At 30.6% G+C, this 12,664-nt stretch carries 12 protein-coding genes; 10 read left to right on the plus strand and 2 right to left on the minus strand.

Going from position 1 to position 12,664, the window contains the following annotated elements; all coding sequences use genetic code 11:
• From B5E48_RS02090 to B5E48_RS02110, 5 genes are all read left to right on the plus strand, one after another.
• Positions 1–1,239, plus strand: a complete 1,239-nt coding sequence (locus B5E48_RS02090) for a hypothetical protein (protein ID WP_087296923.1) — start codon at positions 1–3, stop codon at positions 1,237–1,239.
• Complete coding sequence (locus tag B5E48_RS02095; protein WP_087296924.1) at positions 1,236–2,135, plus strand: alpha/beta hydrolase; 900 nt, start codon at positions 1,236–1,238, stop codon at positions 2,133–2,135. Before B5E48_RS02090 ends, B5E48_RS02095 begins: the two co-directional genes overlap by 4 nt.
• Positions 2,136–2,149: 14 nt before the next feature.
• Complete coding sequence (locus B5E48_RS02100; protein WP_087303930.1) at positions 2,150–3,598, plus strand: glycoside hydrolase family 1 protein; 1,449 nt, start codon at positions 2,150–2,152, stop codon at positions 3,596–3,598.
• A 136-nt stretch (positions 3,599–3,734) separates the two neighbouring features.
• Positions 3,735–4,190, plus strand: a complete 456-nt coding sequence (locus B5E48_RS02105; protein WP_087244463.1) for a LytTR family DNA-binding domain-containing protein — start codon at positions 3,735–3,737, stop codon at positions 4,188–4,190.
• A gap of 1 nt (position 4,191) precedes the next feature.
• Positions 4,192–4,878: a LiaF transmembrane domain-containing protein gene (locus B5E48_RS02110; RefSeq protein WP_087244464.1), complete on the plus strand. Its 687-nt coding sequence runs from the start codon at positions 4,192–4,194 to the stop codon at positions 4,876–4,878.
• Positions 4,879–4,896: 18 nt separating this feature from the next.
• On the opposite strand, the gene B5E48_RS02115 is transcribed toward B5E48_RS02110, so the two are convergent.
• Entirely contained in the window at positions 4,897–5,712 is an 816-nt protein-coding gene (locus B5E48_RS02115; RefSeq protein WP_087303931.1) for a Cof-type HAD-IIB family hydrolase, read from the minus strand.
• A gap of 112 nt (positions 5,713–5,824) precedes the next feature.
• Here B5E48_RS02115 and B5E48_RS02120 point away from each other — a divergent pair, with 112 nt between their 5' ends.
• The 4 genes from B5E48_RS02120 (at position 5,825) to B5E48_RS02135 (ending at position 9,308) form a co-directional block, all read left to right on the plus strand.
• Positions 5,825–6,307 carry a QueT transporter family protein gene (locus B5E48_RS02120; protein WP_087296928.1) on the plus strand — a complete coding sequence of 161 codons (483 nt, stop codon included), beginning with the start codon at positions 5,825–5,827 and terminating at the stop codon, positions 6,305–6,307.
• Positions 6,308–6,350: 43 nt separating this feature from the next.
• Positions 6,351–7,496, plus strand: coding sequence for an AI-2E family transporter (locus B5E48_RS02125; protein WP_087303932.1), 1,146 nt, complete (start codon positions 6,351–6,353; stop codon positions 7,494–7,496).
• An 81-nt stretch (positions 7,497–7,577) separates the two neighbouring features.
• Positions 7,578–7,784 (plus strand): DUF1905 domain-containing protein, encoded by a 207-nt coding sequence (locus B5E48_RS02130; protein WP_343286324.1) that lies wholly within the window; start codon positions 7,578–7,580, stop codon positions 7,782–7,784.
• Positions 7,785–7,862: 78 nt separating this feature from the next.
• On the plus strand, positions 7,863–9,308 hold the full coding sequence (locus B5E48_RS02135) for a 6-phospho-beta-glucosidase (RefSeq protein WP_087303933.1): 1,446 nt from the start codon (positions 7,863–7,865) through the stop codon (positions 9,306–9,308).
• A gap of 33 nt (positions 9,309–9,341) precedes the next feature.
• Here B5E48_RS02135 and B5E48_RS02140 read toward each other — a convergent pair whose 3' ends face one another.
• Complete coding sequence (locus B5E48_RS02140) at positions 9,342–11,099, minus strand: aminopeptidase P family protein (protein ID WP_087303934.1); 1,758 nt, start codon at positions 11,097–11,099, stop codon at positions 9,342–9,344.
• Positions 11,100–11,704: 605 nt separating this feature from the next.
• On the opposite strand from B5E48_RS02140, the gene B5E48_RS02145 reads away from it, so the two are divergent.
• Positions 11,705–12,619 (plus strand): helix-turn-helix domain-containing protein, encoded by a 915-nt coding sequence (locus tag B5E48_RS02145; protein WP_087303935.1) that lies wholly within the window; start codon positions 11,705–11,707, stop codon positions 12,617–12,619.
• The last annotated feature ends 45 nt before the right edge of the window (positions 12,620–12,664 follow it).

A 12,664-nucleotide genomic window follows, 5' to 3' on the forward strand; every position in this document is an offset into this window, starting at 1 on the left:
ATGACGTTTGATAAAGCAGTCATGGAAAAATTCATGGCTGATCATCAATCACAGTATGTAGGAAAATATCGTTATCATAGTGGCTATCGCACTGAAGAACATACGTTTAAAGTTCATTATTATATGTTGGATCAGAATTTTAGACAAATTGATATTTTTGTTGAAATTCATTGTCAGGATGAAATTACGTATACTTTTTCAGAAGATCTACATGAACAGGAAAAGCTTTATATTGTTAAAGATGCTCTTTCAAGAATACTAGCAAAACTAGGATATAAACGTGTTTTGCATTATTCATTGTATGAAAATTTTATCAAAACAGTATCAAGTGAACTGAATATCTTAGCCCCTATTGATTTCTGTGATATTTTAAGTTATATGAAGTATCATCATGGAATTAACCAACAAACAATGGATGATTTCTATAAAATTTTCTTACCATGTTTAAAGATGAATTTGAAACATAAGAATTATAAAAACTTTATTGATTCATTGAATCTTTTATTTGAATCTGTGCTATATCAATATGAGTGGGATGGTACCAATTCAAAATATTTAGATACTGAATATCAATATCATCTTTATTATATTAGAAAAATCATACGCATTGTTTATCGCCATTTAGATAAATTTTATAAGAATGTTCCTGATGAACTTTTTAAGGCTATTCGTACATTATGCTTAAATTCACGATTTACATTTGCTATTATGACTGATTTTGGATCAATGGTTTTATCACAATACCATGTGACAAAAGCTATTATAGATACATTTAAAGATGAATTTACATTAATAGAGAAAGATTTTGTATTGGTTGATAAAAAGAAAGATGAAAATCAGGGGAATCTTGTTTTTTCGTATATTTACTATATTTTTTATAGTGATTATGATCATTATTATGAAGTTTTAATGAATGTGTTGCGTAATATTATTCATTATATGTTAACTTTTGCAAATCATGATTTGGATCTGGCATTAGGAAATTCTATTATTCAAGCAGAAGGATATCAGATCCTACTGGATTTATTCCATAGAGATTATAATACCTTTGTCTTTACTTGTTTTCCAATTGAATCTTTCCCAGATAACATGAAACCAAAAGTGAGAGATGAATTGGTGACAGCTATACAGTATTTTGCAGCAAGAATGGAAAATGAAAGTTATCGCCTCAGTTCATTTGAACAGGTTACAAATATTAATAGATTATTAATGGATAATTTTAAGGAGTGGTATAAATGAAAAAGAAGGTAGCCATTACAACAGCAGTTGCTTCTACTTTAACGGCTTCTACCTTAACAGCAAGCTTAGCTTTAGCTAATCAGTTTGCTAAAAAGGTATTATATCGTGAACATTTAAATAAAGAAGATCAAGGAAACTGGTATGAAAAAATCAATGCTCAAAAAGTCAAAATACAAAATCATAAAGGTTTATATCTTCAAGCTTATCTGATAGAAAAACCAAATGCGACAAGAACAATTGTTTGTTTGCATGCATTAATGGCATCAGCGAAGTCTTTAACACAGACTGTTGAATATTTAGAAAGCGTTTTTGAAAATGATAATATTTTAATGATTGATGCACATGCTCATGGTTTAAGTGATGGATATATTCGTGGTTTTGGTTATCGTGATGTTTTTGATTTAATGTATTTCAATACGTATTTATTACAGAAGTATGGAGATCAGCATCGTTTGATTATGTATGGAAAAGGAATGGGAGCAAATACGATTTTAAATGCTTCTGGACTTGGTAAATTAAAGAATGTAGATTTGATTATCAGTGAAGGAGCTTATGACAATGTTTATCACTATTTGACATTGAAATGTCAAAAAGAGATGAAAGTAACGAAATATTTAGCGGGTATGATGATTAGAAAAGTCGTGAAAGATGAGTTAAAGCTAGATATTAAAAAATTAGATACTGTAGAACTGGTTAAGAAAAATCAGATTCCAACAGTTTATATTCATTCTAAAAATGATCAGGATGTGCCATTCCATATGGTATTTCCATTATATAATCATGATGCTTCTGAGAAATTATTGTTTCCAATCAAAGAAGAACATCTTTATGATTTAAAAGATAAACAGGATTCCTATTCATTATCTCTTATTGAGTTTATGAATGAGAATATATAAAAAGGAGGACTTATATGTATTTTGAAAAATCAAAAGGTTTCCCTCAAGACTTTTTATGGGGAAGTGCATCTGCTGCCTATCAGGTAGAAGGTGGATGGGATGCAGATGGAAAAGGTGTTTCCAATTGGGATAAGTTTGTAAGAATTCCAGGAAAGACTTTTAAAGCAACAACAGGAGATAAAGCTGTTGACCATTATCATCGTTACAAGGAAGATGTCAAATTAATGGCAGAAATGGGATTAAAAACGTATCGTTTCTCTATTGCCTGGACAAGAATCTATCCAAATGGAAATGGTGAAGTGAATGAAGCAGGACTTCAATTCTATGATGATTTAATTAATGAATTACTAAAATATGGTATTGAACCAATGGTGACAGTTTATCACTGGGATATGCCTCAAGCTTTAGAAGATCAATATCATGGTTGGGAAAGTCGTCAGATTGTTGATGATTATGTAAACTATGCCAAGACACTTTTTGAAAGATATGGTGATCGTGTTAAATACTGGATTACAATGAATGAACAAAATATCTTTACATCATTTGGATGGTTAAAAGGAATGCATCCACCAGGAAAAGAAAACGATATGAAAACATTCTATCAGGTTAACCATCATGCCAATATGGCACATGCAAAGACAGTTTTGGCTTTAAAAGAAATGTATCCTGACGCAAAAGTTGGTGCTTCATTTGCTTACAGTCCATGTTATGCATATGATAGAAAACCTGAAAACGCAATGGCTAAAGCTGATTATGATGATTTACAAAATTATTGGTGGATGGATATCTATGCTTATGGACGTTATCCAAGAAGTGCTTGGGCATATTTAGAAAGTCAAGGAGTCACTCCACAAATGGAAGATGGCGATGAAGACATTTTGAAAAAAGCTGCTGCATTAGTTGACTTTATGGGTGTGAATTATTATCAGACATGTGTTGCTGAATATAATGATATCAATGGTGTTGGTATGACGAATACAATGAACAACACAGGTGAAAAAGGAACAGCTCAAGTTCAAGGTGTACCAGGATTATATAAGAATCCGGCAAATGATTTCTTGCCAACAACTGACTGGGATTGGACAATAGATCCAATGGGAATCAGAATGTGCTGTCGTGATATTACTTCACGTTATGATTTACCTGTTGTTATTTCTGAAAATGGTTTAGGAGCTTTTGATAAGGTTGAAGATGGACAGGTTCATGATCCATATCGTATTGCTTATATAAAAGCACATATTGAAGAATTAAAGAAAGCTATTGATGATGGATGTCGAGTTTTGGCTTATTGTACATGGTCATATACAGATTTATTAAGCTGGTTAAATGGATATCAGAAACGTTATGGATTTGTATATGTTGATAGAGAAGAAGATGAAAATTCTGGAACATTGAATAGAATTCCAAAAGATTCTTATTATTGGTATAAAAAAGTCATCGAAACAAACGGTGAAGAATTATAGGATGAAGAAGGTATATATCATTTCATGATACATACCTTTTTTTGACCACTTACTTTGACATATGAACCACTTAGGCTAGGAGTATTTACTTTTTTGGTATTTCTTATTATAGTAAAGATATCAAAGGAGATTAGATATGAAAGTCAAAATAGAAATAGATGAGAGTTTACAGGAAGAAGAAGTGGTTATTAAAGCTCCATCTTTGAATGAAAAAGTGCAACGCATACAAGAAGTGATTCATGATATGTCTAAAAGTTCAAAAACAATGATTTTTTATAAAGGTCAAGTAGAATATTATTTATCATTGGACGATATTTTATTTTTTGAAACCAGTGATCATCATATTCATGCCCATACCAAAAATGATATGTATCAGATTAAATATAAACTGTATGAACTTGAAGAAATGTTACCAGGAAATTTTATGAGAATATCAAAGTCGACTATTTTGAATGTCAAGAAAATATATGCTATTCATAAAACAATATCTAGTCCATGTCTTATTGAATTTGAAGATACACATAAGCAAGTGTATGTATCTAGACATTATTATAAACCACTAAAAATAAGATTAGAGGAAAAGAGGTTATAAGATGAAAAAAAGTAAAATGTTTTGGGGTGTTTTGTTTATTGCTTTGGCAGTCTTATTGATTGTGACACAATTAGGTCTTGTGAATATACATATGAGTATATGGACTTTATTACTGACAGTTTTTTTTGGTGTATCTGCTTTATCTAGTTTATTACATAAACGTGCAACAGGATTCTTGTTTTCAATAGCGTTTTTAATCATCATTTATGATGAGCCACTTGGTTTAGAAGCCATTACGCCTTGGACAGTCTTAATAGCTGCCTTATTAGCAAGTATAGGTTGTCATATATTATTTCCATCATCAAAAAAACATACCCATTACGCACAGGATATTCAAGATAAAAAAACTGTAAAAGATGGGCATGTTGATATTAAAGAAAGCTTTGGAAGCTGTATTCGTTATATTGACTCACAAAATATGGAAGATATAACCATTACCAATAGAGCAGGAATGATGAAGATTTATTTTGATCAGGCTGATATAAAAGGACAGGAAATCAATTGTTATCTTTATATGAGCTGTGCCATGTTAGAACTTTATATTCCAAAGACATGGAAAGTGAAGAATTGTACAGATAGTGTACTATCATATATTGATATGGAAATGTTTGATCATAATATTGTTGAACATACAATGATTTTAAAAGGAAAAATAAATTTATCTGAAGTGAAGATTATCTATGTATAGCTATAATGTGAAATCATATTATAGCTTTTGATATGCCTTTTTTAAAAATTGAGCAACCCCATCTTGATCATTGGAAGGGATGATTTGAGTAGCAATCGCTTTTAATTTTTCATGTGCATTATTTACTGCATAGGCTTCATTCGCTAATTGAAACATCTCAATATCATTTTCGCCATCTCCAAAAACAACAAGACGATCATAATGATAAATATGTTTTAATTGTTCAATAGCATGTGCTTTAGATGTCCCTTGAGGCATAATTTCAAGCCATTGTTGATTTGTATAAATATCTTTTTGGAATAAACAATGATATTGTTTTTGATAATATTCATAAAACGGTTTAAGCTTATCTGTTTCATCAATCAATGTGACATAAAAAATTTGACCAACATAAAAGTCTTTGGGATGATGGATGATTCTGATTCGTGGATCACCTTTTCTAGACTCAATAAATTCAAGCATTCCAGGTGTGCATTTTTCTGGAATAAAAGAAAATTTTTCTTCACCGTCAATAAACGCATAGACAATAGGATAAAGATGATTGTTTAAAAAATGATCTAAAAGCAGATGAATATCTTCTTGGAAACAATGTGATAATAAGATCTCACCTGATACATTATCTCTCACACATGCACCATTATAAACAATTAAAGGAAAAGGCGCCTGTAATCCTTGTGTGACTTTCTTAGCTGTCTGATAAGATCTGGCAGTTGCATAAGAAAATAACATGCCATCACTAACAAGCTGATTGATTGTCTGGATGGTAAAGGGAGATAATGTCTGATTGGAATTTAATAGTGTACCATCTAAATCAGAAACATAAAGCGTTGTCATAATGATTCCTCCTATCTTTAAATATAGTTTAATTAATGGAAGAATAAATGAAAAGCTTTTTTTAAAGAAATATAAAAATATGGTATAATGAATAAAGAAGTGAGGTTGAGATATGAAAAGAAAAATACAAATAGTTGCGATAAATGCAATGATAGCCTGTATATATGCTGTTTTCACTTTGGTATGTTCTGCTTTTTCTTATGGTGCAATTCAGTTAAGATTATCCGAAATATTGATTTTCTTAGCTTTTTATAATCGTCGCTATATTCCGGGATTACTTGTAGGATGCATGTTGGCTAATGCGTTTTCTCCATTAGGCATTTATGATGTTATATTTGGTACGCTAGCATCACTTATAACTTGTCTATCATTGACAATGATTTCTAACTTATTTCTAGGAGCTTTTTTAGGCGCTTTGTTTAATGGGATTATTGTTGGTGCAGAGTTATATTTTTTATTGGATTTACCATTTTTTATAAATGCTATGTATGTGTTTATAGGGGAACTGATTGTATTATTGATAGGTGTCTTTGTGTTTAAATTCTTAGAAAAGAATCCATCTTTAATGCAAAAATATATTATGGAAGATAAATAAAGAGTTCATAATGACAATATAAAATAAAAATGAGGTGATTGATTTGAAAACATCCATAAAAGTACGTGATTTGACATTAAAAAATATATTCATTATTTTGAGTTATACCGCTTTACTTGTTTTAGGGGTGATTTATTTTGAAAGTATTTTTCAATATTTGGGGGAATTATTAAATATTATTCAACCATTTATTATAGGTTTTATTCTGGCTTTTATCTTTAATATTCCAATGAAGTTCTTTGAAAAGAAACTAGCTATACAAAATAAGAAAAAACGTAGAGTTGTTTCAGCGATTTTATCAGTGTTACTTATTTTATTAGTATTATTACTTGTTGTTATGGTTGTTGTGCCACAAGTTATAGAAAATGTAAGAACATTAATAGACAATTTACCTAGTATTTTTGCGCAGGCTGAAAAATGGTTGAATTATGTGTTTGAAGAAATTCGTTTATCACCAGATCTTCTTGATAAAATCAATGAATTTCAAACACGTTTTGCTCAAACATTCATTTCTACTTTAACGGCTTGGGCACCTAATATTGCTTCAGGTGTTTCCCATATCACAACAAGTGTCATTAATATTTTTATGGGATTTGTCATGGCTATCTATATGATTTTCTCTAAAGATAAACTAATCAGACAGGTGAAGAAATTTGCACATGCTTTATTTAATGATGAACATTATCAGTATATCAGCGAAGTTGTCAAATTAACAGGAACAACTTTTGAAAATTTCTTGGCTGGACAATTAACAGAATCAATTATTATTGGCGTATTGTGTTATATTGGTTGTATGATTTTAGATATTCCTTATGCATCTATTGCGGCTATTGTCATTGGTTTTACAAATATTATTCCATATTTTGGGCCTATTATTGGGGCAGTGATATCTTCAGTGTTAATATTATTTGTATCACCTGTGAAAGCATTGATTTTCCTTGTTTTCAGTACCCTATTACAACAGTTTGAATCCAATTTAATCTATCCACATGTTGTAGGAAATTCAGTTGGTTTATCAGCTTTATGGGTGTTATTTGCAGTCAGTGTTGGTGGGGGATTGTTTGGTATACCAGGAATGGTTTTTGGATTACCAACTTTCTCAGTTATTTATGAGTTATTGAGAAGATGGACGAATTATCGTTTAGAAGTGAAAAGAAATTTAGCCAAAAAAACAAGAGAAGATTGTTGAATGAGTCACTTATTTGAATTTGATGCCATGATTCATAAAGTAGAGGATCGAGATGGTGCTTATGTGATTTGACCCTATGATATAAGACAATTATATGGAAAAGGAAGAATGAAAGTTCATGTCACATTTGATGGTGTTCCCTATGATGGAAGTATTGTCAATATGGGAGTGAAAGATGAATATGGTCAAATCTGTTATATTATTGGGATGTTGAAATCTATTAGAAAACAATTAAACAAGCAACCTGGTGATTCTGTTCATGTGGTGGTTGCAAAGAGAGAAAAATAATCTTTTATTATATGAAATATTCTTTTTTCAAAACTGTTTTGTAGTATAATAAAAAATAGAAATGGAGGTAATTAAAAAATGGGATTTAGAAAAGATTTTTTATGGGGTGGAGCGATTGCTGCCCATCAAGCTGAAGGAGCATGGAATGAAGGAGGAAAAGGTGTTAGTATTGCTGATGTGATGACAGCAGGATCTAATGGTGTTGCAAGAAGAATTACAAATGGTGTTATTGATGGTGAAGATTATCCAAATCATGTGGGTATTGATTTCTATCATCATTATAAAGAAGATTTAGCTTTAATGGCAGAGATGGGATTTAAAGCTTTTAGAACTTCTATCGCATGGACAAGAATTTTTCCAAATGGTGATGATGAACAACCTAATGAAGAAGGATTAAAATTCTATGATGATTTATTTGATGAAATGCATCGTTTAGGAATTGAACCAATTGTGACTTTATCACACTTTGAAATGCCATATCATTTAGCTGAAAAGTATAATGGGTTTATGGATCGTAGATGTATTGATTTCTTTGTGAAATATGCCAAAGTTTGTTTTGAAAGATATAAAGGAAAAGTTAAATATTGGATGACTTTTAATGAAATCAATAATCAGGCTGAGTTAATATCAATGGGGGCACATCATCTTGCTCAAGAAGGTGCAGTTCTTGTTAAAGAAGGTGACGATATTGAATATATGATGTATAAATCAGCACATCACGAATTAGTTGCCAGTGCATTGGCAGTGAAAGCGGCACATGAAATTGATCCCGATGCAAAAGTTGGATGTATGATTGGTATGAATGGTGTTTATCCAGCAACATGCAATCCTGAAGATGTTTTAAATGCACAACAAGCAATGCATCAAAAATATTGGTATGTAGAAGTTCATGCAAGAGGACATTATCCTAAACACTTATTAAAGAAATTTGAAAGAAAAGGATATGATAACTTTATCTTACCAGAAGATGAAAAAGCATTGGCTGAAGGATGTGTAGATTATATAGGATTCTCTTATTATATGAGCTATGCGACAAAATATACTGGAAGATATGGTCGTTCATTTGATTTTTCTGAAGAAGATTATGTCAGAAATACATATCTCAAAGCCAGTGATTGGGGATGGCAAATTGATCCCGTTGGTTTAAGATGGTGTCTAAACTGGTTTAATGATCGTTTTGAATTACCAATGATGATTGTTGAAAATGGTTTTGGTGCTTATGATAAATATATTGATGATAATGATGAATATGTTGTCGATGATCAGTATCGTATTGATTACTTGGCAGCACATATTGCAGCTATGAAAGAAGCTGTTGATTATGATGGTGTTGATTTATTAGGATATACAATGTGGGCACCTATTGATATCGTTTCAGCTTCTACAGGTGAATATGATAAACGTTATGGATTTATCTATGTCAACTACAATAATGCCCATGAAGGAGATTTCTCAAGAGCGAAAAAGAAATCATTCTATTGGTATAAACATGTGATTGAAACAAATGGAGAAGATTTAGATTAGAAGAAAACACAGGTCAAAATGTGACCTGTGTTTTTAAATGGTTTTTGTATATTCTTTTAACCATTGTTTTTCTTCATCATTTAAATATGGAGAAATTTTTTCATAAACTTCTAGATGATAGTGGTTAAGCCAGTTCTTTTCTTTTTGACTTAACATATTGACATCAATAGCATCTAAATCAATAGGTACAAATGTTAATGGTTCAAAATGTAAGAATTGTCCATATTCATTTTCATGACCTTTGACACATAATAATTCATTTTCAATACGAATACCATATTGTCCTTCTAAATAAATACCTGGTTCATCAGTAATATTCATTCCTGGTTCTAAAATGACATTTTCAGACATAGAACGCAATTTATAACGGAAGCTCTGTGGTCCTTCATGAACATTTAATAAATGACCAACACCGTGTCCAGTACCGCATTGATAATCAATATCTTCATCCCACATTGGTCCTCTGGCTAGAATATCTAGACTTTGTCCTGTACATCCATGTAAGAAATGTGCATTTTGTAAGGCTAACATACCTTGTAAGACCATAGTAAAATGTTTCTTTTGAATATCTGTAATCTGTCCTAATACGAATGTTCTTGTAATATCTGTTGTTCCGTCCATATATTGTCCACCACTGTCAATCAATAGCATGCCATCTTGATCAATCTTTGTAAATTGTGTAGATGTTGGATGATAATGCATTAAAGCGGCATTGTCTTTCCAAGCACAAATTGTTGTAAAGCTTGGTTCAATAAATAAATCCTGCTGTTGTCTTAATTCTAAGACTTTATCAGAAACACTCATCTCATCCATATCAATTTTTCCATAATTATTTTTTAGCCAATACATGAATTTTGTCATGGCAACACCATCTTTGATATGAGCATGTTTTGAATTTTCAATTTCAACTTCGTTTTTAATAGCCTTCAACATTTGAGATGGATTCATTTTGTCAACAATTTCACAGTTTAAGCATTGGAATAAAGCATAATTAATATGGTTGGTACTGAGTAAAACACGACCTTTTAATTCCTGAGCATCCTGATAAATATCCTGATAATCTTTCACAAGGACATTTTCTTGTTGTAATGCTTTTACCATATCTAAGTCATAACTTCCTTTTTGAAGGTATAAATATGACTGATCCAATGTAATTAAAGCAAACGCTAAGACAGTTGGAGAACATGGAATATCATTTCCTCTGATATTAAAAATCCAAGCTATATCATCAAGTGTTGTTATTAAATGTGATTGACAGTTATGATCTTTCATGTAGTCTAAAATCTTTTCAATCTTTTTATGAGTTGATAATCCATGATATTGAATATCATAAAGAAAAGCTTTTTCACATGATCTTTGAGGTCTATCTTTCCAAAATTCCTGCATAAGATCAACACACTCTATTTGAGAGTCATCAATTTTAAGCTGTTTTTTCAAATCAAGAATAAATTGACAAGCCATTGTTTGACCATCAAAAGCAATCTTATCATGTTCTTGAATATGTTGGATAAGAAATTCTAATAGTGTAGGGACACCTTTTTGTCCCATTTTCATTAATGTAATACCTTCGTATAATTCCTTAGCTGCCTGAATGAAATAACGCCCATCAGTCCAAAGATAAGCTTCATCTTGCATCACAAGTAATGTTCCAGCACTACCAGTAAAGCCACTTAAATAAGCACGTGCCTGATAATAGTCACCTACAGTTTCAGACTGATGATCATCATCAGTAGGAACAATATAAAATTGAATATTTTTATCTTTTAATAATTGTTGAAAATCCTTTATCATTATGAACACCCCTATAATACTTTAGCACAATCTTTACATTTTGTAAGTAAAAATGTGTTAAAAAAGATAGTAATCCTTATTTGTAGCTTATTGTTGATAAAAACAATCTTAGATTAGTGGTTTATAAAGATCATTTCTACTCTGTTATATAGGAAAATAAGCGTAAAAAAGATGCAATAAATTGATTAATGAAGTCACTATGACTGAAAATAATAAGCAAAATATCATGAAATGATATAAAAAAATGCAAAATACATTTTATTTTATATTAAAAAAATGCAAAATGCATAATTTATTGATTATAAAAATATGCAATATCTATGTATTAGGTGTGGGTAAGTATCGAATAAAATGAATCTATCATAGATTTATTAACTATAATAGGACAGTTAGATGATAATAAAAAGAATATATCTCTTTGATGATTTGAGGACTTATTTTTTTAATCTATAAGAGTTTGAAGCAATCTTTACATTTTTGTGAGTTAAAATATGTTAAAATAAAGTAGCAACCCTTATTTGCAACTTCTAGTTGACAAAAAACAACTCTAGGTTGGTGGTTTATAGAGCTGATTTTGACTATGCTTAAGACAAGAGGTGAGATATATGAGTTTTGGAGAAAAGTTACAACAATTAAGAAAAGAAAAAGGTTTATCTCAGGAAGATTTAGCCTATCAATTAAATGTATCAAGACAGGCAGTCAGTAAATGGGAATCGCAAAATGGATATCCAGAGATGGAAAAGATAATTTTAATAAGCGAATTGTTTCAAGTGAGTTTAGATTATTTATTAAAAGAAGATTATGATGATTCTTTTCAAAAAACAGATACTTCTTATTATTTAATGTCAAAACAAAAAATAGACGACTATATACAAATCAAAAAAAGTTTTGCATTAAAAATGGCATTATCTGTATCATTCATGATTTTGGGACTTCTCATTCCTATTTTATGTTCAAATACACCTTATGAAACATGGAGTGGTTTTGGTTTCTTAATCATTATTGGTATAAGTATTTTTGTCATCATGGTAGCTGCTCTTTCTAAAAATCCATATCAGAATATTGAAGATCAGGAAATAAAAATGAGTTTTAGTGATTTACAAGAGTTACAGGAACAATATCATCAATTTCACTCTCATTTGACTTTAGCTATTGCTGGTAGTGTTTTATTGATTATTGTTTCACTTGCATGTGTGGCGTTATTAACAGAAACACATTTTGCCAACTCACAATGGATACCTGCTCAATTTATGTTATGTGTTGCGATTGCTGTTTTCTTCTTTATTTATTATGGAATTTTAGATGGTGTGTATAAATTCCTTGTTCATAATAAAGAGTATGTTAAGGATAAACAAATTCAAAAGCAGCAAAGTAGTATTTTTGGAATCACAATGCCTCTAGCAGCAATGCTATATTGTGTGATGGGATTGACATGGAACTGGTGGCATCCAGGATGGATTATTTTTCCAATCACTGCTTTTATTTCATTAGGTATTGATTATTTGATTCATCGTAAGTAAAGAAGATGTAAGTCATCTTCTTTTTGTATTAAAAAATACGAAAAA

It is taken from the genome of Massilimicrobiota sp. An105 (genome assembly GCF_002161155.1).
GTDB classification, from domain to species: Bacteria; Bacillota_I; Bacilli_A; order Erysipelotrichales; family Coprobacillaceae; genus Allocoprobacillus; species Allocoprobacillus merdigallinarum.